The organism is Nocardia sp. NPDC058705, from assembly GCF_042749305.1.
Taxonomy (GTDB): Bacteria; Actinomycetota; Actinomycetes; order Mycobacteriales; family Mycobacteriaceae; genus Nocardia.
The window spans coordinates 17656-42146 of sequence record NZ_JBHYRN010000042.1 but is presented as its reverse complement, the minus strand read 5'-3'; the positions used below and the strand labels follow the sequence as shown (position 1 = coordinate 42146).

At 66.5% G+C, this 24491-nt stretch carries 23 protein-coding genes; all 23 read right to left on the bottom strand.

Translation table 11 applies throughout. The features are described 5' to 3' along the window. Window positions 1-273: 273 nt before the first annotated feature. The 23 genes from murA to argS all read right to left on the bottom strand — a co-directional run bounded on the left by murA (window position 274) and on the right by argS (window position 24415). On the bottom strand, window positions 274-1554 hold the full coding sequence (gene murA, locus ACFW6D_RS30295; protein ID WP_379333773.1) for a UDP-N-acetylglucosamine 1-carboxyvinyltransferase: 1281 nt from the start codon (window positions 1552-1554) through the stop codon (window positions 274-276). Window positions 1555-1645: 91 nt separating this feature from the next. Continuing rightward, the gene (locus tag ACFW6D_RS30290) at window positions 1646-2224 is read right to left on the bottom strand and encodes a cob(I)yrinic acid a,c-diamide adenosyltransferase (RefSeq protein ID WP_379333771.1); all 579 of its coding nucleotides are present in this window, start codon (window positions 2222-2224) and stop codon (window positions 1646-1648) included. A 70-nt stretch (window positions 2225-2294) separates the two neighbouring features. Next, window positions 2295-2723: a DUF2550 domain-containing protein gene (locus tag ACFW6D_RS30285; protein ID WP_379333769.1), complete on the bottom strand. Its 429-nt coding sequence runs from the start codon at window positions 2721-2723 to the stop codon at window positions 2295-2297. Window positions 2724-2907: 184 nt separating this feature from the next. After that, window positions 2908-3285 carry a F0F1 ATP synthase subunit epsilon gene (locus tag ACFW6D_RS30280; protein WP_379333767.1) on the bottom strand — a complete coding sequence of 126 codons (378 nt, stop codon included), beginning with the start codon at window positions 3283-3285 and terminating at the stop codon, window positions 2908-2910. 6 nt (window positions 3286-3291) lie between these two features. Then, window positions 3292-4740, bottom strand: a complete 1449-nt coding sequence (gene atpD / locus ACFW6D_RS30275) for a F0F1 ATP synthase subunit beta (RefSeq protein ID WP_379333765.1) — start codon at window positions 4738-4740, stop codon at window positions 3292-3294. A 25-nt stretch (window positions 4741-4765) separates the two neighbouring features. After that, window positions 4766-5737, bottom strand: coding sequence for a F0F1 ATP synthase subunit gamma (locus tag ACFW6D_RS30270; protein WP_379333763.1), 972 nt, complete (start codon window positions 5735-5737; stop codon window positions 4766-4768). A 59-nt stretch (window positions 5738-5796) separates the two neighbouring features. Then, window positions 5797-7437 carry a F0F1 ATP synthase subunit alpha gene (gene atpA, locus ACFW6D_RS30265; protein WP_379333761.1) on the bottom strand — a complete coding sequence of 547 codons (1641 nt, stop codon included), beginning with the start codon at window positions 7435-7437 and terminating at the stop codon, window positions 5797-5799. A 67-nt stretch (window positions 7438-7504) separates the two neighbouring features. Beyond that, the gene (locus ACFW6D_RS30260) at window positions 7505-8317 is read right to left on the bottom strand and encodes a F0F1 ATP synthase subunit delta (protein ID WP_379333759.1); all 813 of its coding nucleotides are present in this window, start codon (window positions 8315-8317) and stop codon (window positions 7505-7507) included. A 19-nt stretch (window positions 8318-8336) separates the two neighbouring features. Continuing rightward, window positions 8337-8894, bottom strand: coding sequence for a F0F1 ATP synthase subunit B (locus ACFW6D_RS30255; RefSeq protein ID WP_379333757.1), 558 nt, complete (start codon window positions 8892-8894; stop codon window positions 8337-8339). A 5-nt stretch (window positions 8895-8899) separates the two neighbouring features. Beyond that, entirely contained in the window at window positions 8900-9148 is a 249-nt protein-coding gene (locus ACFW6D_RS30250; protein WP_379333755.1) for an ATP synthase F0 subunit C, read from the bottom strand. A gap of 78 nt (window positions 9149-9226) precedes the next feature. Further along, entirely contained in the window at window positions 9227-9952 is a 726-nt protein-coding gene (atpB, locus tag ACFW6D_RS30245; RefSeq protein WP_379333776.1) for a F0F1 ATP synthase subunit A, read from the bottom strand. Between the two features lie 383 nt (window positions 9953-10335). After that, window positions 10336-10794, bottom strand: coding sequence for a hypothetical protein (locus tag ACFW6D_RS30240; protein WP_379333753.1), 459 nt, complete (start codon window positions 10792-10794; stop codon window positions 10336-10338). A gap of 28 nt (window positions 10795-10822) precedes the next feature. Next, the gene (locus tag ACFW6D_RS30235; RefSeq protein ID WP_379239356.1) at window positions 10823-11953 is read right to left on the bottom strand and encodes an MraY family glycosyltransferase; all 1131 of its coding nucleotides are present in this window, start codon (window positions 11951-11953) and stop codon (window positions 10823-10825) included. Window positions 11954-11966: 13 nt separating this feature from the next. Next, on the bottom strand, window positions 11967-12632 hold the full coding sequence (locus ACFW6D_RS30230) for an L-threonylcarbamoyladenylate synthase (protein ID WP_379333751.1): 666 nt from the start codon (window positions 12630-12632) through the stop codon (window positions 11967-11969). Window positions 12633-12817: 185 nt separating this feature from the next. Then, window positions 12818-13693 carry a peptide chain release factor N(5)-glutamine methyltransferase gene (gene prmC / locus ACFW6D_RS30225; protein ID WP_379333749.1) on the bottom strand — a complete coding sequence of 292 codons (876 nt, stop codon included), beginning with the start codon at window positions 13691-13693 and terminating at the stop codon, window positions 12818-12820. Between the two features lie 155 nt (window positions 13694-13848). After that, window positions 13849-14919, bottom strand: a complete 1071-nt coding sequence (prfA, locus tag ACFW6D_RS30220; protein ID WP_379239353.1) for a peptide chain release factor 1 — start codon at window positions 14917-14919, stop codon at window positions 13849-13851. A 95-nt stretch (window positions 14920-15014) separates the two neighbouring features. Further along, on the bottom strand, window positions 15015-15251 hold the full coding sequence (rpmE, locus tag ACFW6D_RS30215) for a 50S ribosomal protein L31 (protein WP_379239352.1): 237 nt from the start codon (window positions 15249-15251) through the stop codon (window positions 15015-15017). 212 nt (window positions 15252-15463) lie between these two features. Next, window positions 15464-17566, bottom strand: a complete 2103-nt coding sequence (gene rho, locus ACFW6D_RS30210; RefSeq protein WP_379333747.1) for a transcription termination factor Rho — start codon at window positions 17564-17566, stop codon at window positions 15464-15466. 360 nt (window positions 17567-17926) lie between these two features. Next, on the bottom strand, window positions 17927-18853 hold the full coding sequence (gene thrB, locus ACFW6D_RS30205; protein WP_379333745.1) for a homoserine kinase: 927 nt from the start codon (window positions 18851-18853) through the stop codon (window positions 17927-17929). A gap of 22 nt (window positions 18854-18875) precedes the next feature. Continuing rightward, the gene (gene thrC / locus ACFW6D_RS30200) at window positions 18876-19970 is read right to left on the bottom strand and encodes a threonine synthase (protein ID WP_379239349.1); all 1095 of its coding nucleotides are present in this window, start codon (window positions 19968-19970) and stop codon (window positions 18876-18878) included. Then, complete coding sequence (locus ACFW6D_RS30195; RefSeq protein ID WP_379239348.1) at window positions 19967-21298, bottom strand: homoserine dehydrogenase; 1332 nt, start codon at window positions 21296-21298, stop codon at window positions 19967-19969. Before ACFW6D_RS30195 ends, thrC begins: the two co-directional genes overlap by 4 nt. Beyond that, the gene (lysA, locus tag ACFW6D_RS30190) at window positions 21295-22719 is read right to left on the bottom strand and encodes a diaminopimelate decarboxylase (RefSeq protein WP_379333743.1); all 1425 of its coding nucleotides are present in this window, start codon (window positions 22717-22719) and stop codon (window positions 21295-21297) included. Before lysA ends, ACFW6D_RS30195 begins: the two co-directional genes overlap by 4 nt. 34 nt (window positions 22720-22753) lie before the next feature. After that, window positions 22754-24415, bottom strand: coding sequence for an arginine--tRNA ligase (argS, locus tag ACFW6D_RS30185; RefSeq protein WP_379333741.1), 1662 nt, complete (start codon window positions 24413-24415; stop codon window positions 22754-22756). Window positions 24416-24491: the final 76 nt, after the last annotated feature.

Here is a 24491-nt window from a genome sequence, read left to right as displayed (position 1 = left end):
ACACACTATTGAGTTCTCAAAGAACACACGCACACACTTCTACCCGACATCTTCTCGAAGGGGTTTCGGTGAGGCAAGAGTTCAAACTTAGCTCACGGCCAACCCCGGAAGCAAGTCGCGAAGCATGTAACCCTGAACACATGATCAGTCAGGCGCTCAACGTACTACCTCGTGTCTCGAACCGCTGGGCGGCTGAGTCGGTGTCCGTGTCGCTCTGACTCGAATAAAGTTACGTGCCGACCAACGCGAAGTCAAATCGGCTGGTCAGAGGCCCTATTTCGGCGCATCGACCCGTTCGACCTGTCCTCCGAGCGCCTGCATCTGCTCGACGAACCGGGGGTAGCCACGGTCGATGTGATAGACGTCGTGGACTTCGGTGACGCCATCGGCGACCAGGCCGGCCAGCACCAGGCCCGCACCCGCGCGGATGTCGGAAGACCAGACCGGCGCACTCGACAACCGCGGGATCCCGCGCACAACGGCATGGTGACCGTCGGTCCTGGCGTCGGAGCCGAGCCGGATCATCTCCTCCACGAAACGGAACCGCGCCTCGAAGACGTTCTCGGTGATCATCGAGGTGCCGTCGGCGATGGCGGCCAGGCCGATGGCCATCGGCTGCAGGTCGGTCGGGAAACCGGGGAACGGCAGCGTCGCGAAGTTCACCGCACGCGGACGCTCGGCCTGCACAACGCGGAAACCGTTGGGCTCATAGGAGATTCGCGCGCCTGCGGAGCGCAGCTTGTCCAGCACCAGGGCCAGGTGCTTGGGGTTCACGCCGGTGACCCGGACATCGCCGGTGGTCATCGCCGCGGCGATCCCCCAGGTGGCGGCGACGATGCGGTCGCCGATCACCCGGTGCGTGGTGGGCGAGAGGCTCTTCACGCCCTGCACGGTGAGCACCGAGGAACCGGCCCCCTCGATCCGCGCACCCATCTGGACGAGCATGGTGCACAGGTCGACGATGTCGGGCTCGCGCGCCGCGTTGTCGATGACCGTCTCCCCCTCGGCCAGCACCGCCGCCATCAGGATGTTCTCGGTCGCGCCCACCGACGGGAAGTCGAGGCGGATCCGGGCACCCTGCAGCTGCTCGGCCGACGCCACCACGCAACCGTGCTCGATCGAGCTGGTCGCACCGAGCAGCCGCAGCCCGGCCTGGTGCATATCCAGTGGTCGCGAACCGATCGCGTCGCCACCGGGCAGTGCGACCACGGCACGTTTGCAGCGGGCCATCAGCGGACCGAGCACACACACCGAGGCGCGGAACTGGGTCACCGCGGGGAAGTCCGCGTGGTACTTGGGCTCGGCGGGGGTATTTATCGTCACCACCGAGTTGTCGCCGCTGACGTCGTCGGAGATCGTCACATCGCAGCCGAGGCCGCGCAGCACCTCCGCCATCAGGGGGACATCGAGGATGTCTGGACAGTTGGTGATGGTGGTCGTGCCCTCGGCCAGCAACGAGGCAGCCATCAGCTTCAGCACGCTGTTCTTCGCGCCGCCGACCGCGACCTCGCCGACGAGTCGATTACCGCCGGAGACCAGAAACCGTTCGCTCACCACGCCACCTTATCGACCGTCACGCGACGACACGCCCCCTGCCGACGAAACAACAAGAAACCGACCGATTCTCACCGTCGGAGGGTCACTTTCAGCGCGGCAGCCCGCCACCGGGCTGCCACAGGACATCACCGGCGGGATTGGTGGCCCGGCTGAGGATGAACAGCAGGTCCGAGAGCCGATTCAGATATTTCGCGGGCAACACGCTGGTGTCGTCGGGGTGAGTTTCCACGGCCGCCCACGCGGATCGCTCGGCGCGGCGCACCACGGTGCGGGCTGTGTGCAACAACGCAGCCAACGGCGTGCCGCCGGGCAGAATGAACGAATTCAGCGGTGCCAGACCGTCGTTGAACTCGTCGCACCACTGCTCGAGCCGGTCGATATAGGGCTGGGTGATGCGCAGCGGGGGGTACTTCGGCTCGGCGACAACCGGGGTGGACAGGTCGGCGCCCGCGTCGAACAGATCGTTCTGGATCTGGCGCAGCACCGTCAGCACCGCGGGTTCGGGCGCACCGAGGGCAACAGCAACGCCGAGGGCCGCATTGGCCTCATCGCAGTCGGCGTAGGCGATCAGCCGAGGATCGTTCTTGTCGACGCGGGAGAAATCGCTCAGACCGGTCGTGCCGTCGTCACCGGTACGGGTATAGATCCGGGTCAAATGCACGCTCATGCTGTGTCCAATCGGCAGGATCGGGCGCCCTGCGTGGTTACGCGAGCTGCCGCCTCCGGGCGCTGACCGCTCATGCCGGGCCTCCGCGAGTACGGCGGGCGCGGTCGGAAGGCCGCGACTCCACCCAGGACAGAAAAGCCGCCATCGAACCGCGGTCGAGCGCAAGCTCGAAACTGCTCTGCGGATCGGTGACGGCTACCACCACGATGTCATCGCTCATGATGTCGAATTCATCGCCCTGCGGCGCTCGGCGCTCGACGATCTCGAGGCCCTGGCGATGCACGGTGGAATCAGGACCGAATTTCAGGCTGGTCAGTTTGAAGAAGACGAGGCGATCCTCGTCGTAGCGAATGAGCCCGTGCCGCCAGCCCTGGCCACCGCGTGCGGGCAGCGTGCGTAGTAGGGCGGCCGTGCCCCCGCGGCGCAACATCACCAGGCGGTAGGTCGACGCACCGGCTACGAACACGAGCGTCAGCACCAGAATGATCAGGAGAACCATCCCGGTTTGCAATGCCGTACGCCCTTTCGTTCTTGCCGGTGTCCAAGACACCCCCGCTGTCCCATTCAATCACGCGCGCTCCGGCACAAACCGGGCGGACCGTCTTTCCCCCGAAAAGGCCCGGTAAACAACTCTGCCGGCGAGGAACCGAAGTTCCTCGCCGGCAGGCGTTGTGGTACTGCGATCAGTCGGTCACGGTCGCTTCGACCGCGCGCACCTGGCCCTTGGCCGCACGCAGCTGGACCTCGGTGGCGCTCTCGTCGGACAGCACCTTGCGCGCCGCGTCGACGTCGACCTCGCCCGCGAGATCCGCGGACTCGGCCAGCACCCGCACGGTGTCGGCGGTGACCGAGAAGAAGCCACCGTGCACCGCGGCGACGATCCGCTCGCCGCCGGTGGTCACGATCGAAACCGTGCCGCCCTCGACGAGCTGACCCAGTAGCGGCTCATGGCCCGCCATGATGCCGATTCCACCCTCGGTGGTCTGCGCGCTGACGAACGTAGCCTGGCCGGACCAGAGCTTGCGTTCGACCGCTACGAGATCAACTGTCATCTCCGCCATAGTGGACTACTTCCCGAGGATCTTCTTCGCGGCTGCCTCGACGTCGTCGAGACCACCGCAGGAGTTGAACGCCTGCTCCGGGTAGTGATCGAACTCGCCCTTGCAGACCCGGTCGAAGTCGTCGATGGTCTGTTCCAGCGGAACGACCGAGCCGACCTGGCCGGTGAACTTCTCGGCGACGATGAAGTTCTGACCAAGGAACTTCTCCAGGCGACGGGCGCGACCGACGAGGACCTTGTCCTCCTCGGAGAGCTCGTCCATGCCGAGGATGGCGATGATGTCCTGCAGTTCCTTGTACTTCTGCAGGATCCGCTTGACCTCGTTGGCGACCCGGAAGTGGCGCTCGCCGACGATCGAAGCCTCGAGAATACGAGAGGTCGAGGTCAGCGGGTCGACGGCCGGGTAGATGCCCTTCTGCGAGATCGGGCGCGAAAGCTCGGTCGTCGCATCCAGGTGGGCGAAGGTGGTCGCCGGTGCCGGGTCGGTGTAGTCGTCGGCGGGGACGTAGATCGCCTGCAGCGAGGTGATCGAGCGACCCTTGGTCGAGGTGATGCGCTCCTGGAGCTGACCCATCTCGTCCGCCAGCGTCGGCTGGTAACCCACGGCCGAAGGCATGCGACCCAGCAGGGTCGAGACCTCGGAACCGGCCTGGGTGAAACGGAAGATGTTGTCGATGAAGAGCAGCACGTCCTGGCCCTTGACGTCGCGGAAGTACTCCGCCATCGTCAGCGCGGACAGGGCGACACGCATACGCGTGCCCGGCGGCTCGTCCATCTGGCCGAAGACAAGGGCGGTGTCCTGGAGGACGCCCATCTCTTCCATTTCCAGGTGGAGGTCGGTGCCCTCACGAGTACGCTCACCGACGCCCGCGAACACCGAGGTGCCCGAGAACTCGCGAGCGATACGGGTGATCATCTCCTGGATCAGCACGGTCTTGCCGACACCGGCACCACCGAACAGACCGATCTTGCCGCCCTTGACGTACGGGGTCAGCAGGTCGATGACCTTGACGCCGGTCTCGAGGATCTCGGTCTTGCCCTCGAGCTGGTCGAAGCTCGGCGGCTGACGGTGGATGCCCCACTGCTCGCCGTCACGGCCGAGGCCGGGAGTGTCGAGGCAGTCACCGAGGGCGTTGAACACGTGGCCCTTGACGACGTCGCCGACCGGCACCGAGATCGGCTTGCCGGTGTCGGAGACACTCGCGCCACGGACCAGACCATCGGTCGGCTGCATCGAGATGGTGCGCACGATGTTGTCGCCGAGGTGCTGAGCGACCTCGAGGGTCAGGGTCTTGGCCACCGACGCGAGCTTGATGTCGGCGTGCAGAGCGTTGAAGAGCTCGGGGATGGCGCCACGCGGGAACTCGACGTCCACGACGGGGCCGATGACACGGACGACGCGGCCGGCGGTTTCGCCCACCTGGCTCGCGTTGTCCTTAGTGACAGCTGCGGTCATTGGTTTGGATTCACTTCCTGCGCGTTTAGTCGCGGTCCGAGCTCGACGCCAGCGCATTGACGCCGCCGACGATTTCGCTGATTTCCTGCGTGATCTGGGCCTGACGTACCGAGTTCGCCTCGCGCTGGAGCACATTGGCCAGCTCGTTGGCGTTATCGGTCGCCGCCTTCATTGCGGTGCGCCGAGCCGCGGACTCGGATGCCGCTGCCTCGAGCAACGATGCGTAGATACGCGTGTTGATGTACTTGGGCAGCAGAGCCCCGAGTAGCACATCGGCGTCCGGCTCGAACTCGTACTGTGCCGACACCACCACGTTCGGCGAGTCCGACATGATGTCGTCGCCGAGCTCGTAGTTCTCGTCGACGAAGCTGACCTGGATCGGCGCCAGGCGGCGCACCTCCGGAGTCTGGGTCAGCATCGACACGAACTTGGTGTAGACGATGTGCAGCTCGTCGACACCTTCGATGGTTTCGGTGCCGTCGAGCGAGGGGACCTCGCTGCCGGAGCCGGCCATGAAGGCCTCGACCAAGTGCTGGCACGCAGCCGACGCGTCGGTGTACTTGGGCTGCTGGGAGAAGCCGAACCACGACGCCTGGAACGGACGGTTGCGGAACTTGTAGTACGTGATGCCCTTGCTGCCCATCACGTACAGAACGGGTTCCTTGCCGTCGCCACGCAGCGAGGTCATGAGCTCCTCGGCGCGCTTGAGCACGTTCGAGTTGTAGCCACCGCACATACCGCTGTCACTGGTGATCACCAGGACAGCGGCCCGACGAGCGTGGGGACGCTCGGTCAGCAGCGGGTGCGACAGGTTCTTCGAAGCGCTCGCCAGTTCGCCGAGGACCTTGGTGATCTCCTCGGCGTACGGCTTGGCAGCCGCAACCCTGGCCTGGGCCTTGGAAATTCGCGAGGTCGCGATCAGTTCCTGAGCCTTGGTGATCTTCTTGATCGAATTCACACCACGAATGCGGGAGCGCAATTCGCGCAAACTTGCCACTAGCGGTTCACACTCCCTTCATTCGCCAGATCGGAAATTGCCGACATCATGAACCCGGCTTACTTGTCGACGTGCTTGCGAGTGACCGACAGCGACTCGACCTCTTCGTGGTCGAGCTCGCCCGCGGCGGCCTCGTTCACGATGCGGTTGCCGTTGGAATCCAGGAAGCCCTGCTTGAACTTCTCGGTCTCGGCCTTGATCGCGTCGGCGGCATCGCCGGCGAGGGGCTTCTTGCCACCCTCGAGCGCGTCGAACGAGCTCTGGGTCGCACCGTGCAGGTACTCGAGCAGCTCGGCGGTGAAGCGACGCACGTCGGCGACGGGCACCGACTCGTAGTAGCCGGCGTCGACCAGGTAGATCGAGACGACCTGATCCTCGACCGAGACCGGCGAGTACTGGTCCTGCTTGAGCAGCTCGACCCAGCGGGCGCCACGCTCGAGCTGCGCCAGCGATGCGGCATCGAGGTCGGAGGCGAAGGCGGAGAACGCCTCCAGCTCGCGGTACTGCGCCATTTCCAGACGCAGCGAACCGGCGACCTTCTTCATGGCCTTGGTCTGGGCGGCGCCACCGACACGGGAGACCGAGGTACCGACGTTGATCGCCGGGCGGACGCCCTTGTTGAACAGGTCGGACTCGAGGAAGACCTGGCCGTCGGTGATGGAGATGACGTTGGTCGGGATGAACGCCGAGACGTCGTTGGCCTTGGTCTCGATGATCGGCAGACCGGTCATCGAGCCGCCGCCCATGGCGTCGGAGAGCTTCGCGCAACGCTCCAGCAGACGGGAGTGCAGGTAGAAGACGTCACCGGGGTACGCCTCGCGGCCCGGCGGACGACGCAGCAGCAGCGAGATGGCGCGGTACGCCTCGGCCTGCTTGGTCAGGTCGTCGAACACGATGAGGACGTGCTTGCCCTGGTACATCCAGTGCTGGCCGATGGCCGAACCGGTGTACGGAGCCAGCCACTTGAAGCCGGCCGAGTCGGAGGCCGGGGCCGCGACGATGGTGGTGTACTCCATCGCGCCGTGCTCCTCGAGCGCGGTCTTGACGCCCGCGATGGTGGAGCCCTTCTGGCCGATCGCGACGTAGATGCAGCGAACCTGCTTGTCGGGGTCGCCGGTTTCCCAGTTGGCCTTCTGGTTCAGGATCGCGTCGATCGCGACGGCGGTCTTGCCCGTCTTGCGGTCGCCGATGATCAGCTGACGCTGGCCGCGACCGATGGCGGTCAGCGCGTCGATCGCGGTGATACCGGTGGCGAGCGGCTCTTCGACCGGCTGACGTTCCAGCACGGACGCGGCCTGCAGCTCCAGCACGCGGCGCTCGTCGGACTCGATCTCGCCCAGGCCGTCGATGGCCTGGCCGAGCGGGTTGACGACGCGACCGAGGAACTTGTCACCCACGGGGACGGAGAGCACGTCGCCGGTGCGACGGACCTGCTGGCCCTCTTCCAGCGAGGCGTACTCGCCGAGGATGACGGCACCGATTTCGGTGTCCTCGAGGTTCAGCGCGACGCCGAGGACCCCGCCGGGGAACTCGAGCAGCTCGTTGGCCATCGCCGAAGGCAGACCGCTGACGTGCGCGATACCGTCGCCGGTATCGGTCACGAGGCCGACTTCTTCGATGGAGGTTTCCGGGGTGTAGCTCTGGGTGTAGCTCTCGATCGCGCTACGGATCTCGTCGGAGGAGATCGTCAGCTCCGCCATGTTGTTCCTGCTCTCGCTGTGGTCTCGAATGTCGGGGATGGGGGAAGTTGCTGTGCGCGTGCCCTTTTCAGGACAGCGCGCGACGCAGCTTCTCCAGTCGGCCGGTGGCGCTGCCGTCGATCACGTCGTCTCCGACGCGGACGACGACGCCGCTCAGCAGCGTCGGGTCGACCTGCACGTGCACGGTGACCGCCTTGCCGTAGATCCGCCGCAGGGAAGCCGACAGCTTCTCCTTCTGCTGATCGTTCAGCTCGACCGCCGAGTGCACGTGGGCGACGATCTGGTCACGACGGGCCGCCGCCAGATCGGACAGGGCGTCGAAGGCGACGCCGATGTTGTTGGTCCGCAGGCGGGTCACCGCCTGCTCGGCCAGCGCCAGGGTGACCGGCTCGACCTTGCCGTTGAGCAGCCGCACGATCAGTTCGCGCCGCGCCGGGGCGGGCTTTCCCTGATCGGACAGTGCCTGCTCCAGCTTCGGATTGTCGGCCACGATGCGTCCGAGCCGGAACAGCTCGTCCTCCACCGCATCCTGCCGACCGCCGACGGCAGCGGACTCCAGCAGAGCCTCCTGCCCGAGCAGCACCAGGGTGTCGACCAGGTCGCGGGTGCGTGACCAGTTCTGCGCCACCGCGGTGGTCAGCACTGCCTGTGTGGCAGCGCTGACCTTGCCGCCGAAGATCCGCTCACTGAGTTCAGCGCGCGCCGAACCCGGCACCGAGGCGTCCGCGAGCGCCACACGCAGCGAACGCTGGTCGTCCAGCACGGCGACAACGGCGAACAGTTCCGACCCCGTTGTGGCCGCAACAGTTTCGCTTCCGGTCAGAGCGACCCGAAGCGCCTCGCGAGACCGGGTACTGGCCTCGCGGCTCGCTGCGTACATGCTTCTCACTTTCGCGTCGCTACCTTCCGACCCCGATGGCGTCGGTGTCGTCGAGTTCGCTCAGGAACTTGTCGATCGACGCCGCCTGCTTGGCTTCGTCCGAAACAGACTGACCGATGATCTTCTCGGCCAGGTCGACGGCCGTACGGCCGACCTCGGAACGCAGCTCCGTCAGGATCTGCTGGCGCTGGGCTTCCAGCTGGGAGTGACCGGCGGCGACGATACGGTCGCCTTCGGCCTGGGCATCCGTGCGCATCTGCGCGAGGATCTGCTGACCCTGGGTGCGTGCTTCCTCACGGATGCGCGCGGCCTCGAGCCGGGCTTCAGCAAGCTGCTGCTGGTACTGCTGCAGCGTGTGCTGTGCCTCTTCCTGAGCTGCTTCGGCCCTGGCGATACCGCCCTGGATCTTTTCAGCACGCTCATCGAGCACCTTCGTCAAACGCGGTGCCACGAACTTGTAGAACAGGACGGCGATGATGGCGACGCAGACCGCCGACCACACGATGTCGTATGTGGCTGGGATCAGAGGATTGACGTTCTCTGCTTCCTCTGCAGCCAGCAGTGTGTACTGAGGCATGGGAATCAGAAAATGAAGCCGGCGACAAGGCCGAGCAGGGCCAGGGCCTCGGTCAGCGCGATGCCGAGGAACATGGTGGTCCGGAGCTGGCCGGCCAGCTCGGGCTGACGGGCGATGCCCTCGATCGTCTTACCCACGAGAATGCCGATGCCGACGCCGGGGCCGATCGCGGCCAGACCATAGCCGATGGCACCGAAGCCCTTGGAGGTGGAGGTGGTGTTGACGGCTTCCTGGGCCAAGTACGAGAGGCTCATGAGTCTTCCATTCCTTTCTGTTGCTCACCCGCCGGACGGCGTGGTGCAGCAGGGGTTTCGTGTAAGTAGCTAGTCGGATCAGTGTGAATCGACGTGCTCGGCTTGTCCGATGTAGATCGCAACCAGCAGCGCGAAAACGTAGGCCTGCAGCAGGATGACGAGCAGTTCGAACAGCGTGAACGCGATGCCGGCGAGCAGCGAGAACGGTGCGAAGACCTTCATCCAGTTGTCCGCGTCGAACAGGAAGAACTGCGTCGCGGCGAAGAACATGACCAACAGGATGTGACCGGCCAGCATGTTGGCCATGAGTCGGACAGTCAGAGTGAAGGGGCGCAGCAGGAACGTCGACATGAACTCGATCGGGATCAGCAGCACGTGAAGTGCGGGCGGGACGCCCGGCACCACGATGCTGCTGCGCATGTACTTGATGAAGCCGTACTTCTTGATGCCGACGTAGTTGAACGCGATGTATGCGATCACGGCCAGGACCAGCGGCATGGCGATGCGGCCATTGGTGGAGATGTTCAAGCCGGGAACGATGCCCGAAAAGTTCAGGAAAAGGACCGTGAAGAAGATCGTCGCGATCAGCGGGAAGAACTTCCGCCCGGATTCCTTACCCAGTACCTCGTCACAAATCTGCTCCTTGACGAACACCAGACCGAACTCGGCGATGTTCTGCAGACGGCCGGGAATGATCCGCGGGCTCCGAAATGCTGCGAGCATGAATCCGATCAGCACCGCGGTCATCAAGACGCGGACGAGCACCAGGCGGTCGATCTCGATGAACGTGCCCTCGAACAAGATCGCTGGAGGGAAGAAGTCGATTAGTGATGGCGTGTGGAACTCGCCCGCCCATGTTGTGGCGCTCAGCGTTCTCTCCCGTGTTCGGGCCGCGGGAACATCATCCCGTCGGTTCGATCGGACATTGACGATCAGGTGCTATCAACTCAAACGCTCGAACGTGGCCACAACGGGCTCCGCGGCAAAAGTCCGCATAGCACCTGCGCGGTGTCGGCGACATCGTCGATATGCCTCAGCCGGGCAATCAGCCCGGACTCGGCAGTAAGCATAGCGGCACCAGGCGGGATCTCGCCGATCCCCCCAAGTTGCGGGATTCGGCCCCGACTTGGCTGCTTGCTTACCAACACTTTACCAAGCTATCTACGACAGTGTGTAGCTGGGTGGGATTATTCCTGTTCGGAAGCCGTTTCGCCGTCCCCCGCGCGTGTCGTCACGTACGGAACCCGCTGGCTCACAACTCCATACGTCTCGGCGCCGAGCACGATGACCAACGCACCGACGACGGTGAAGAACAGCGCGGGCCTGCTGTAGAAATCGAACTGCCGCAACAGGGCGATGACCAGCAGTCCGACGAACATTTTGCCGACCCAGCCGCCCAACATCACCATGCCCGCGGTGGTCGGCGGCAGCTTCGCGCCGAGCAGCACGACCACGGCTGTCGTCAGAATGAACCCGCCGCCGATCGCCGAACCGAGCAGCGCACCCCACATACCGGGCGTGCCCGCTACCGCGCCGGCGATGGCAATCGAGGCGACGACGAGCACGCCGAGGCCGATCAGGCCGTAGCGCAGCGCCGCGCGCAGGGGGGCGTCGGGGCCGGGCACGGTTTCGGGTGTAAAGCTCACGCGCCGAACTTTACCTTGCGCGCCGAACTCAACTCTTTGCCGACTCGGACCTGCGCACCGACGGGATCGCGGTCACCAGCAGTGCGAACACCAATCCGCCCGCCACCAGCAGCACAACGAGTCGCCGGTCCATCAGCGACGTTCCCACGGCGCCGAAGGCGAGTACGCCGACCCATAAATAGATCAGCAGGACCACGCGCCGGTGTGAATGTCCGATCTGCAGCAATCGGTGGTGCAGATGCATTTTGTCCGGTGTGGAGAAGCTCACGCCCGCACGCACCCGGCGCACGATCGCCAGCAACAGATCGAGCACCGGAATGAACATCACCGCACCGACCAGCAACAGCGGCGACAGCAAACCCACAATGTCGCGCGGGCCGTAACCCTGCAGCGGAATTCGCCCAGAAGCGCCAGTGGATACCGCGGCCAAGATCAAACCGATCATCATCGAGCCGGTATCGCCCATGAATATTCTCGCGGGCGAGAAATTGTGCGGCAGAAATCCGAGGCAGGCGCCCGCCAGCGCGGCGGCCAGCAACGCGGGCGGATAGGTGTCCACCGAGCCGCCCTGGTCGTAGAGCAAACCGATGGAGAACACGAAAACCGCGCCCGCGCAGATCAAACCGAGGCCCGCGGCAAGGCCGTCCAAACCGTCGACGAAGTTCATCGCATTCACCAGGGTGACGGTGATCGCGACGGTGACCAGCCCGCCCTGCAGCGCGTCGAGCACGACAGTGGTGTCGTTGAACGGGTTGTAGATCACGTACCAGCTCAGGCCCATCACGGCCATCACGCCCGCCGCGGTGATCTGGCCGACGAATTTGGTGAGCGCGTCCAGACCCCAGCGGTCGTCGACGATGCCGACCAGCACGATGATCGTCGCAGCGACCAACACCGCCGGAATATCCGGGGCGTAGTCGAAACCTCTTCGCAGCGCGGGCAATTGATGTGCGAACAACACCGCGGCGACGACGCCGACATACATGCCGACACCGCCCATGCGCGGTACCGGCTTCACGTGCACATCGCGCTCACGAGGCACCGCCACCGCGCCGAACGCGATGGCGAGCACCCGCACACCACCGGTGGCCAGAAAGGTCACCGTGGCCGAGACGAGCAGCACGAGCAGTAGCTCGCGCAGGGGGACGACTGAGCTCATCAGTGGCGTGCGATCACCGCTGCGCGGAGCTGATCAGGGCTTCCGGCACCATCCCGAGCACCTCCGCGATATCGGCCACCGGCACAGCACCCTCCCGCAACACCCGCGGCTGATCCGCGGTGAGATCGACGATCGTCGAGGCCACCGCGTGTTCGGCGGGCCCGCCGTCGAGATACACACTCGCCAGCGATCCCAATTGCTCGCGCGCCTCGGCCGCCGTGGTCGCGGGCGGCTGCCCCGACACATTGGCACTCGACACCGCCAGCGGCCCGACCTCACGCAACAGTTCCAGCGCCACCGGATGCAACGGCATCCGCAACATCACCGTGCCGCGGGTATCGCCGAGATCCCACGCCAGCGAAGGTGCCGCCTGCACAACAAGACTCAGCGCACCGGGCCAGAACGCGCGAATCAGATCCCGCGCCTGCGGCCGCACCGAGAACACCAGGCCATCGATGGTGTGCCACGAACCGACGAGCACCGGGACGGGCATATCGCGTCCGCGCCGCTTGGCGGCCAGCAGATCGCTCACCGCGCTGGAATCGAACGCGTCGGCAGCGATGCCGTAGAGCGTGTCGGTCGGCATGACGACCAGACGACCGGATTTCAACGCGCTCGTCGCCGCCGTGATCCCAGCGGCACGCGAGTCGGCCTCGGCACAGTCATAGACGGTACTCACAGCGTCTCCGCCTCTCCGCGAAATATTCCGGTCGTTGGTGCGCGCAAGAGTCTAACTCCCAGGATGAGGGCGGAGTGTCGGGGGACTTTTGGGTGTTCCCGACTATTCGGTGCTCAAAGTGTGCTGGGTGACCGCGTGCGGGGCGAGCGTGGGCATCGACCCTGCGATTCGATGGTTGGTCGGAGTTAGCCGGGTCGGCGTGCGACGACGAAGCGGGGTTTGTCGGCGAGGTCGACGTGTTCGACGATGTCGGTGAAATCGGCTGCCGCGAGCAGGGCCGCTACTCCCCCGCCGTTGGTGTCGTCGTGTTCGATGGCGGTGGCGCCGGCCGGGCGGAGCAGGCGGACGATGGTCGGGACCATGCCACGGATGACGTCGAGGCCGTCCGGACCGCTGAAGAGGGCGCGGTGGGGGTCGTGGTCGGCTACCTCGGGGTCGAGGGTCGCGGCTTCGGGGATGTAGGGCGGGTTGGAGACGACGAGGTCGACGCGGCCGTTCAGGGGGGTGAGCAGGGTCGGGTCGGTGACGTCGTCGGCGTGCAGGGTGATGGGGGTGTCGCCGTCGGCGATGCGAGTGTCGGCATTGCGGCGGGCCCAGGTGAGGGCGTCGGGGTCGAGTTCGACGGCGTGGACCTCGGCGTCGGGGCGGGCGTGGGCGATGGCCAGTGCCAGTGCGCCCGAGCCGGTGCACAGGTCGACGACGACCGGGGCGTGGTCGTGCAGGAGGGTCTCGAGGTAGGCCAGCGCCCACGCGAACAACAGTTCCGTCTCCGGACGCGGGACGAAAACGCCGGGGCCGACGGCGAGGTCGATCTCGCCCATCGCGGCCGTTCCGGTCAAGTGCTGCAAGGGAATTCGCGCGGCCCGCTGTTCGATCAGCGCCCGGTACCGGTCGGCGATCTCGGGCTCGACCATCGGGATCAGCGCCAACCGCATGCGCTCGGTGCCGAGCACGTAGGCGGCCAGGTTCTCCGCATCGGGCATCGGCGAACCCACTCCGGCCTCGGCCAACACCTCAGCGGCCTCGATGATCAACGGACGGAGCCGAATGCGCTCGGTCACGTAACCCTCCTCATCATCGTCGAACGTCTCGCGGCGAGCACCCGCCCGCAGCGTCGTGGCCGTCCTGGTCAGTTGATCACCATGCACTGAGGCAAGCATCGCCCGAGAAGGGAAATGCACCAGTGCATGGTGATCAACTGACCAGTGGCTGGCGGCTACTCCGCTGCCATGCGGGCGTCGCGGTCGGCCTTGCCGAGGGCGTCGAGGAGGGGGTCGAGGTCGCCGTCGAGGACGGCGTCGAGGTTGTGGGATTTGAAGCCGATGCGGTGGTCGGCGATCCGGTTCTCCGGGAAGTTGTAGGTGCGAATGCGTTCGGAGCGGTCGACCGTGCGGATCTGGCTCGCGCGACCGGCGGCGGCTTCCTGGTCGGCCTGTTCCTCGGCCAGTGCCTGCAGCCGGGCTGCCAGGACCTGCATGGCGCGGGCCTTGTTCTGGAGCTGGGAGCGTTCGTTCTGGCAGGTCACCACGATGCCCGACGGCAGGTGGGTGATGCGGACGGCGGAGTCGGTGGTGTTGACGCCCTGGCCGCCCTTGCCGGAGGACCGGTAGACGTCGATGCGCAGGTCGGTCTCGTCGATCTGCACCTGCTCGACCTCGTCGGGCTCCGGGTAGATCAGCACGCCGGCGGCGGAGGTATGGATGCGGCCCTGCGATTCGGTCACCGGCACGCGCTGCACCCGGTGCACCCCGCCCTCGAACTTGAATCGCGACCACACGCCGTCGCGCGCGGCGTCCTTGCTCTTGATCGACAGCGTCGCGTCCTTGTATCCGCCCAGGTCGGAATAGGTGACGTCGAGCGTCTCCACCTTCCAGCCGTGCCGCTCGGCGTAGCGGATGTACATGCGCGCCAGATCGGCCGCGAACAGCGCCGATTCCTCGCCGCCTTCGCCGGACTTCACCTCGAGCACCACATCGTCGCCGTCGTGCGGGTCGCGGGGGGCGAGCAGATCCGCGAGGGCCTGCTCCAACTCCACCAGCTGCGATTCCAGCCCGGGCACCTCCGCCGCGAACGACGCGTCATCGGAGGCCAGCTCACGGGCGGCCTCGAGATCATCGCGCACAGCCTCGAGCTTGCGATAGGTGCTCATCACCGGCGCCAATTCGGCGAACCGCTTCCCCACCCGTCGCGCCGCACCCGCGTCGTTGTGCAACGACGGATCGGCGAGCTGCATCTCGAGGCCCGCGTACTCGGCCAGGATGTCGTCGATTGCGGACGGCTGCGTCACGTGAAGTTCCTTATGTGTGCGAAAGCGATGACCTCGGGTACAGAAACCACCGACGCCCGGCCTGCGAAAGCAGTACCGGGCGTCGGGGGAGACAACTAGGAGGCGTCTTCGGTCTTCTTGGCACCGGGACGCTTGCCGTAGCGAGCCTCGAAGCGGGCCACGCGGCCGCCGGTGTCGAGGATCTTCTGCTTGCCCGTGTAGAACGGGTGGCACTGCGAGCAGACCTCGACGGAGATCTGGCCGGACTCCTTGGTGGAGCGAGTCTGGAACGAGTTGCCGCAACCACACACAACGGTGGTCTCGACATACGTGGGGTGGATTCCTGCCTTCATGGGCGTCCTCTCGATAATGGTCGCCGGGTCGTATCCCCATGGAGTGGAGTACGTGAACCGGAACCGACTAGGCGGGATGTCCGCGAGATCTCGCAGACACACAGTTGTCCAGTATGCCAGACCCCTCTTGAACACCCGCTGCCCGCCCTTTGTTCCCTGGGAAAACAGCAAGGGCCCCGCCGAAGCGAGGCCCTTGTCGCGTATCTAGACGATCACTCGTCGAGAGCGCTCGGTGCGGTCTTGGAGACCGTCATCAAGAACTCGAGGTTGTTCTTCGACTTGCGCAGGCGATCCATCAGCAGATCGATCGCCTGGTGCGAGTCCAGACCCGACAGCACGCGACGCAGCTTGTGCACCACGGCCATCTCGTCGGGCGAGAGCAGCAGCTCGTCGTGGCGGGTGCTCGACGGGTTGATGTCCACCGCGGGGAACACGCGCCGCTCGGCGATCTTGCGATCGAGCTTGAGCTCGGCGTTGCCGGTGCCCTTGAACTCCTCGAAGATCACCGTGTCGCCGGTGGAACCGGTCTCCACCATCGCCGTGGCGATGATGGTGAGCGAGCCGCCGTTCTCGATGTTGCGTGCCGCGCCGAGGAAACGCTTCGGCGGGTACAGCGCGGTCGAGTCGACGCCACCGGACAGGATGCGGCCCGAGGCAGGCGAGGAGTTGTTGTACGCACGACCCAATCGGGTGATCGAATCGAGCAGCACCACAACGTCTTTGCCCATCTCCACCAGACGCTTGGCGCGCTCGATGGCGAGCTCGGCGACGGAGGTGTGGTCACCCGGCGGGCGGTCGAAGGTGGAGGCGATGACCTCACCCTTCACCGAACGCTGCATGTCGGTGACCTCTTCGGGACGTTCGTCGACCAGGACAACCATGAGGTAGCACTCGGGGTTGTTGATCGCGATCGCGTTGGCGATGTCCTGCATGATCGTGGTCTTACCCGCCTTGGGCGGGGACACGATCAGCGCACGCTGGCCCTTACCGATCGGCATGATCAGGTCGATCACACGCGTGGTGAGCTTGTTCTGGGTGGTTTCCAGACGCAGTCGCTCGTTCGGGTACAGCGGGGTGAGCTTCTGGAAGTCCGGGCGACGACGCGCCGCTTCCAGCTCGCCACCGTTCACCGTGTCCAGGCGAACCAGCGGGTCGAACTTCTGGCGCTGGTTGTTCTGCTCGCCGTCGCGCGGGGCGCGCACCGCACCGGTGATCGCGTCACCGCGGCGCAGGCCGTTCTTGCGGACCAGGTTCATCGACACGTACACGTCGTTGGGGCCGGCGAGGTAGCCGGAGGTCCGCACGAACGCGTAGTTGTCGAGGACATCGAGGATGCCCGCGACCGGCTGCAGGACGTCGTCTTCGCGGATGTCGTAATCGCGCGCCTCGGACTGACCACCGCCGCCGACGGGACCACCGTCGCGGTCACGACCACGACGACGCTCACGGAATCGACGACCCCGGCGACCGCGGCCGCCTTCCTCGTCGTCCCCACCGCGGTCGTCGCGGGGACCGCGATTGCCGCCGCTGTTGCCGTTCTGGCTCTGATTCTGGTTGCGCTCGTTCTGATTACGCTCGCCGCCGACACGCTCGCCACGGTCGTTGCCGTTGCGGTCGTTGTTGTTGCGCTCGTTGCGCTCGCCACGGTCGGCACCGTTGCGGTCGTTGCGCTCGCGTCGACGATCGCCGGAGTCGCCGCCCTCGGCCTTGTCGGCCTGCTTGGGCTCCTCGGCGGGGGCACGGTTCTCGGCGGGGGCGTTGTCGCCGCCACCGGAGCGGGCCTGGTCACGACCACGGCGCTGCCTGCCACGACCACGCTGGCCGCTCTCGCGACCGGTGTCCTCGCCTGCGTCGGCGGGGGTGTCGGTCTTGACCTGCTCGGTCGGAGCCTGCGCGGTCTTGGCCTCGGGGGCCTTGACCTCGGCGGGCGCCTGCTTCTCGGCGGGCGCGGCCTGCTTCTCGGCCTTGGCGGACCGGTCCACCTTCGCGGGCGCGTCGTTCTTGACGGGCGCTTCGTTCTTGGCGGGAGCGTCGTTCTTGGCGGGAGCGTCGTTCTTGGCAGGCGCGTCGTTCTCGACGGGCGCCTTGTTCACGACCGGCGCGTTCACGACCGGCGCTGCAGCGGGCTTGTCGCCCTTGGCAGGCGCGTCGTTCTTGGCGGGCGCCCCGGATTGATTTTCCTTGATAGCGGCGATGAGATCGCCCTTACGCATTCCGGAGGTACCTCGGATACCGAGCTCCCCCGCCAGTGCGCGCAACTGCGGCAACAGCATTCCAGTCAGCCCCGATCGTGCGACGTCGGTTTGTTCGCTCATTTTCGAAATCTGTCCGGATTCACTTTCGCGGCTGCCCGAGTTCGTAGGGTTGGAATCCACCCCGGGTGTCGCGAGCAGGTCCGTTTCTGTCACGGAAGTCCTTTCCTTCCCTCGAATGCCGTGTGCTGATTCGAGGGTTCCGTTCCGTAGACCCGGCAACATATGCCGAGCTCGGATTATGCGTCCATGTTCGACGCCTGTGCCGTACTACCCGTCGCGCGAGGACCGGAGGCTTCGCCACCAGAAGACAGTGGTGAGGGGAGCGATTGCCCTGATGAAGCACCGGCGTCGGATGCGCACGATGTACGGACTTGCCCAGAATAGCTGCCTATTGCGAACAACGGCAAGGCAGGCACGCCGTCAAGCGATCGATACCCCGTCGGCAATCCCCGGCTCGACCACGCGCAGACCGTCCGATTCGGCCTGTTTGCGCAGGTCATCGGGGAATTCTTCGGTAGTCAAGGCAAGAATTGTCGGACCGGCGCCCGAGACCGTCGCCGCGATTCCCGCCGCGCGAAGAAGCTCGATCCACTTCGTGGTGAGCGGTAGCGCGGGGGCACGCTGGGTCTGGTGCAGCCGGTCGGCGGTGGCCGCCATGAGCAGATCGGGGCGTTCGGTGAGCGCGACGACGGCCAGCGCCGCCCTGCTCACGTTGAACGCCGCGTCACCGTGGGGCACCTGCTCGGGCAGCAGCCCGCGGGTGTGCGCGGTGGAGGAGCGCTCCTGCGGGATGAGCACCACCGGGCGCAGCGCGGCCGCCGGGTCGAGCCGCACGGCCCGGTAGGCGCGAGCCTGCGTGGAATCGGTTTCGGTCCACGAGACGACGATCGCGCCGAGCACGCTGGCCGCGGCGTTGTCGGGGTGGCCTTCGAATTCCGAGGCCAGCTGCACGAGCCGGTCGTCGTCCATGCGCAGCGCGGGATCGAACTTCGCGGCCAGCCCCGCACCGGCGGCCAGGCCACCGACCACGGCTGACGCGCTGGAACCCAGTCCGCGCGAGTGCGGAATCACGTTGCGACACACCACGTCGAGGCCGTCGGCCCACACACCCAGCGATTCCAGTCCGCGCTCGATCGCGCGGACCACCAGATGTGTTGGGCCCCATGGCACGTCGTCGGCGCCTTCACCCTCGACCCGGATCTCGAGTCCGGATTCGGTAGTGCGCACCACGATTTCGTCGTAGATGCCCAATGCCATTCCCAGACAATCGAATCCGGGTCCGAGGTTGGCCGTGGAGGCGGGAACGCGCACGGTCACTTCGAGACCGGCGGGCAGCGTCGCTGTCATCAGGGCGGGCTCGCGGCTCAACTCAGGCCAGCTCGAGTTCGCGCGCGATAGCGATCGGGTCGACGGCGATCGGCTTGACCTCCGGCATTCCGGCCAGCGCGTTGTCGGGGTCCTTGAGACCGTTGCCGGTCACGGTGCACACGACGGTCAAGCCCGAATCCAGCCAGCCTTCCTTGCGCGCGGCCAGCAGACCGGCGACGCTCGCGGCCGAGGCGGGCTCGACGAAGACGCCTTCGTGCGCGGCGACGAGGCGGTAGGCGGCCAGGATCTCGTCGTCGGTGGCCGCGCGGAAGGCACCACCGGACTGCTCCTTGGCCTCCATCGCACCGTTCCACGACGCCGGGGCGCCGATCCGGATGGCGGTGGCGATGGTCTCCGGGTCCTTCACCGGCGCGCCGTTGACCAGCGGCGCGGCACCGGCGGCCTGCACACCGAGCATGCGCGGCAGCACCTTGGTGATGCCGTCGGCGTGGTATTCGCGGTATCCGCGCCAGTAGGCGGTGATGTTGCCCGCGTTGCCGACCGGCAGCACGTGCACATCGGGCGCCTTGCCGAGCACGTCACAGATCTCGAACGAGGCGGTCTTCTGGCCTTCGATGCGGGCCGGGTTCACCGAGTTCACGAGGCCGACCTGCGGGAACTCCGCGGTCACCTTGCGCGCCAGCTCGAGGCAGTCGTCGAAGTTGCCCTCGACCTGGATGATCTTGGCGCCGAGCATCACGGCCTGGGCCAGCTTGCCCATCGCGATCTTGCCCTGCGGGATCAGCACCGCGCATTCCATGCCCGCGCGGGTGGCGTACGCCGCGGCCGAGGCCGAGGTGTTGCCGGTCGACGCGCACAGCACGGCCTTCTGACCGCGGTACTTGGCGTCGGTCATCGCCATGGTCATGCCACGGTCCTTGAACGAACCCGTCGGGTTGGCGCCCTCGACCTTGAGGTACACCTCGCACCCGGTGAGCTCGGACAGGTACGGCGCGGGAACCAGCGGAGTGCCGCCCTCGAACAGGGTCACCGGCTCCCAGTCGGCCGCACCGGCCAGGCGGTCGCGGTAGGCAGCGATCAGACCGGGCCAGCGCGAGTGCACGCCGGTCTGGGGGGCGATGCCGGTGGAGCTCATTCTTCGGTGCCTTCCAGTCTTAGAACGCTGGTCACAGCGGTCACGGATTCCATGTCCGCCAGTACTGCGACAGTATCTGCCAGCGACGATTCCACCGCATGGTGGGTGACGACGACCAGCCGGGCGCCGTCGCCGTGGCCCTGCTGACGCACGGTCGAGATGCTCACCCCGTGCTGGGCGAAGGTGTCGGCGACCGCGGCGAGCACGCCGGGACGGTCCTCCACCTGCAGGTTCACGTGGTAGCGGGTGGGGGTGTCGCCGATCGGCGCGATCGGCAGCTCAGCATAGACCGATTCGCCGGGTGCGCGACCGCCGTAGAACTTGTTGCGCGCGGCCATCACCAGGTCACCGAGCACGGCCGACGCCGTCGGAGCGCCACCGGCACCCTGCCCGTAGAACATCAGGCGACCGGCATTGTCGGCTTCGACGACCACAGCGTTGAACGCGCCGTTGACCGAGGCAAGGGGGTGCTTGCGCGGGATCAGCGCCGGGTACACACGCACCGAGACGCGATCCTTGCCGCCCTCGGCCGCGCTCGGCTCACCGGGGACGCGCTCACAGATGGCGAGCAGCTTCACCGTGCAGCCCACCGCGTCGGCGGTCTCGAGGTCCTCGGCGGTGATCTTGGAGATGCCCTCGCGATAGACATCGGCCGCGGTCACGCGGGTGTGGAAGGCCAGCGAGGCCAGGATGGCGGCCTTGGCGGCGGCGTCGTAGCCCTCGACGTCGGCGGTGGGGTCGGCTTCGGCGTAGCCGAGCGCGGTGGCCTCGGCGAGCACGTCGTCGTAGGCGGCGCCGGTCTCGTCCATCGCCGACAGGATGAAGTTGGTGGTGCCGTTGACGATGCCGACGACCTTGTTCACCCGGTCACCCGAGAGCGACTGGATGAGCGGGCGGACCACCGGGATCGCACCGGCGACGGCGGCCTCGAAGTACAGGTCGGCGCGGCTGCCCTCGGCGGCGGCGGCGAGTTCGCCGGTGTAGTCGGCGAGCAGCGCCTTGTTGGCGGTGACCACGGACTTGCCCGCGGCCAGTGCGTCGCCGATCAGCTTGCGGGCCGGGTCGATGCCGCCCATGACCTCGACCACCAGGTCGACATCGTCGCGAGCCAACAGCGCCTCGGCGTCGGTGGTGAGCAACTCGGCGGGCACACCGCGGTCCTTGCTGATGTCGCGCACCGCGACACCGCGCAGCACGAGCGGCGCTCCCACGCGCGAACGCAGGTCATCGGCGTGATCGCGCAGGACACGAACCACTTCGGTACCGACAGTGCCCATCCCGAGTACGGCTACACCCAGCGGGCGTCCCGCGTCATTGGTGCCGTTCATTCTTCCACCTCCAGGCTGAGCAGGTCCGCCACCGTTTCCCGGCGCAGAATCAGTCGAGACGCACCGTCACGCACCGCGACCACGGCGGGCCGGGTGAGCAGGTTGTAGCGGCTCGACATCGAATAGCAGTACGCACCGGTCGCCGCGACGGCCACCAGGTCACCGGGGGCCGCGTCGGCGGGCATCCAGGTGTCGCGAATGACGATATCGCCACTCTCGCAATGCTTTCCGACCACGCGAGCGACGACCGCGTGAGCGTCCGACGAGCGCGAGACCAGACGGCAATCGTAGTCGGCCTGGTACAGCGCGGGGCGGATATTGTCGCTCATCCCACCGTCCACGCTGACGTAGCGACGGCGCGCGCCACCGTCGAGTTCGACATCCTTGATGGTGCCGACCTCGTAGAGGGTGACGGTGCCGGGGCCCGCGATGGCGCGACCCGGCTCGACGGCGATGGTCGGCTCGGGCAGCCCGGCGCGGGCGGCTTCGGCGGCGACCAGGGCGCGCAGGTTGGTGGCGAATTCGCCCAGCGGCGGCGGGTTGTCGCTCGGCAGGTACGAAATGCCGAGGCCGCCACCGAGATCAAGGGTCGAGATCTGCGCGGTGCGGTCGATGCCGAACTTGTCGATGGCCTCGCGCAGCAGGCCGAGCATGCGACGCGCGGCGATCTCGAAGCCGTCGAGTTCGAAGATCTGCGAGCCGATGTGGCTGTGCAGACCGACCAGACGCAGGTTGTCGGCCTCGAAAACGCGAGCGAGGGCTTCCATGGCGTCGCCACCGGCGATCGAGAAGCCGAACTTCTGATCCTCGTGCGCGGTGGAGATGTACTCGTGGGTGTGGGCTTCGACGCCGACGGTCACGCGGACCAGCACGTCCTGCACCACGCCCGCCGCACCGGCGACCGCTTCCAGTCGCTCGATCTCGTAGAGCGAGTCGACGACCACGTGCCCGACACCGGCGGTGACGGCCGCTTCGAGCTCGGGCACCGATTTGTTGTTGCCGTGCAACGCGATTCGCTCGGCCGGGAAACCGGCGTTCAACGCGACAGCCAGCTCACCGCCGGAGCACACGTCGAGCGAAAGGCCCTCGTCGCGGATCCAGCGCGCGATCTCGCCGCACAGGAACGCCTTCGACGCGTAGTGCACGCGGGCATTCGCCCCGAACGCGGCGACCATGTCGCGGCAGCGCGAGCGGAAGTCGTCCTCGTCGATCACGAACAGCGGAGTGCCGTACTGCTCGGCCAGCTCGGTGACGGGCACGCCCGCGAGCCGGACCACACCGTCGTCACCGCGCGCGGCGTTGCGCGGCCACACGTTGGCCGGGAGGTCGATCATCTCGCGCGGGTCGGTCGGGCGCTCGGCCAGACTCGGTGCGTGCGGGATCTCTGCGTGCCGGGGACCGGCCGGGTGTGCACCACTCATCGTTGTGCGTCCTTCCTGAAAAGTCTGTGGGAGCTCACATGCGCTCCGGTGCACTCACGCCGAGCAGGGCGAGGCCGTTGGCCAGCACCTGTCGGGTCGCCTTGACCAGTTCGAGGCGGGCGGCGTTGAGCGGGGTGACGGCGTCGTCGCCCTTGGGGAGCACGCGCATGTCGTCGTCGGACTGGAACGGGTGGTAGACCCCGGCCAGATCTTCGAGGTAGCGGGCGATGCGGTGCGGTTCGCGGGTGTCGGCGGCGGTGGCGACCACGCGCGGGAAATCGCCGAGGGTGCGGATCAGATCACCTTCGCGCGCGGAGGTCATCAGCGCGAAATCCGGTGCGACCGAAGCGAATTCGGTGAACTTCGCGGCATTGCCGATGATGTTGTTGGTCCGTGCGTGCGCGTACTGGACGTAGTAGACCGGGTTCTCGCTGGCCGCTTTGGTCCACAGGTCGAGATCGATGTCGATGCTCGAGTTCACCGACGAACGCACCAGCGAGTAGCGCGCGGCGTCGACGCCGATCTCCTCGACAAGGTCGTTGAGCGTCACGACAGTTCCGGCACGCTTGCTCATCTTCACCGCGACGCCGTCTTTGACCAGGTTCACCATCTGCCCGATCAGCACCTCGACGGTGTCGGGGTTGTCGCCGAACGCGGCCGCGGCGGCCTTCAACCGGCCGATGTAGCCGTGGTGGTCGGCGCCGAGCATGTAGATGGCCAGGTCGAAGCCGCGGCCACGCTTGTTCTGGAAGTAGGCGATGTCACCGGCGATGTAAGCGGCATTGCCGTCACTCTTGAGGACCACGCGGTCCTTGTCGTCGCCGTACTCGGTGCTGGCGATCCACCAGGCGCCGTCCTTCTCGTACAGGTTGCCGGAGTTCTTGAGCTCTTCGACGGCGCGTTCGACCGCGCCGGAGGCGAACAGTTCGCTCTCGTTGAAGTACACGTCGAAGTCGGTGCCGAACTCGTGCAGGTCCGCGCGGATCTGGGCGAACATCTGCTGCACGCCCTCGCTGCGGAACACCTCGTGGCGCTCGTCGGCGGGCAGGGTGAGCACGTCGGGATGCGCGGCGACGATGCTCGCGCTGATCTCGGCGATGTACTCGCCCGCGTATCCGTCCTCGGGGGTCGGCTCGCCCAGCGCGGACGCGACCAGCGACTTCGCGAAGCGGTCGATCTGCGCGCCGTGGTCGTTGAAGTAGTACTCGCGGGTCACGTCGGCGCCCTGAGCTGCCAGGATGCGACCCAGCGCGTCACCGACAGCGGCCCAGCGGGTGCCACCGAGGTGCACCGGACCGGTGGGGTTCGCCGAAACGAATTCGAGGTTGATCTTGGTACCGGCAAGCGTGAACCCGGTGCCGTAGATCTCGCCCGCGGCCAGGATCTGGCTCACGATCGCGCCCTGCGCCGAAGCGGCGAGACGGATGTTCAGGAAGCCGGGCCCGGCGATCTCGGCCACATCGATTCCCTCGGCCGCCGACAGCGCCTCGGCCAGCCAACCGGCCAGCTCGCGCGGGTTCGTTCCGACCCGCTTGGCCACCTGCATCGCCACATTCGTGGCATAGTCGCCGTGTTCGGGGTTACGCGGACGCTCCACTGTGACCTGCTCCGGCAGGACCGACGAGTCCAGTCCGCGTTCGACAAGCACCTTCGCCGCAGTGGTACGAAGGAGATCTGCAAGGTCAGCTGGAGTCACGAGTCTCTATCCTATTGGCTGGGCCCCTTGCAACCACGACCGCCCGCCACGAACTGACCGATCCACACGTCGAAAG

Coding starts and splice junctions, on each gene's coding strand:
- ACFW6D_RS30255 (WP_379333757.1), bottom strand. CDS start 8,894: ATGCCTCAGTACACACTGCTGGCTGCAGAGGAAGCAGAGAACGTCAAT.
- ACFW6D_RS30280 (WP_379333767.1), bottom strand. CDS start 3,285: ATGGCGGAGATGACAGTTGATCTCGTAGCGGTCGAACGCAAGCTCTGG.
- rpmE (WP_379239352.1), bottom strand. CDS start 15,251: ATGAAGGCAGGAATCCACCCCACGTATGTCGAGACCACCGTTGTGTGT.
- ACFW6D_RS30250 (WP_379333755.1), bottom strand. CDS start 9,148: ATGAGCCTCTCGTACTTGGCCCAGGAAGCCGTCAACACCACCTCCACC.
- thrC (WP_379239349.1), bottom strand. CDS start 19,970: ATGAGCTCCACCGGCATCGCCCCCCAGACCGGCGTGCACTCGCGCTGG.
- ACFW6D_RS30290 (WP_379333771.1), bottom strand. CDS start 2,224: ATGAGCGTGCATTTGACCCGGATCTATACCCGTACCGGTGACGACGGC.
- thrB (WP_379333745.1), bottom strand. CDS start 18,853: ATGACAGCGACGCTGCCCGCCGGTCTCGAAGTGACCGTGCGCGTTCCC.
- rho (WP_379333747.1), bottom strand. CDS start 17,566: ATGAGCGAACAAACCGACGTCGCACGATCGGGGCTGACTGGAATGCTG.
- ACFW6D_RS30260 (WP_379333759.1), bottom strand. CDS start 8,317: ATGTACGCAGCGAGCCGCGAGGCCAGTACCCGGTCTCGCGAGGCGCTT.
- atpD (WP_379333765.1), bottom strand. CDS start 4,740: ATGACCGCAGCTGTCACTAAGGACAACGCGAGCCAGGTGGGCGAAACC.
- atpA (WP_379333761.1), bottom strand. CDS start 7,437: ATGGCGGAGCTGACGATCTCCTCCGACGAGATCCGTAGCGCGATCGAG.
- ACFW6D_RS30195 (WP_379239348.1), bottom strand. CDS start 21,298: ATGAACGGCACCAATGACGCGGGACGCCCGCTGGGTGTAGCCGTACTC.
- lysA (WP_379333743.1), bottom strand. CDS start 22,719: ATGAGTGGTGCACACCCGGCCGGTCCCCGGCACGCAGAGATCCCGCAC.
- ACFW6D_RS30235 (WP_379239356.1), bottom strand. CDS start 11,953: ATGAGCTCAGTCGTCCCCCTGCGCGAGCTACTGCTCGTGCTGCTCGTC.
- ACFW6D_RS30285 (WP_379333769.1), bottom strand. CDS start 2,723: ATGGTTCTCCTGATCATTCTGGTGCTGACGCTCGTGTTCGTAGCCGGT.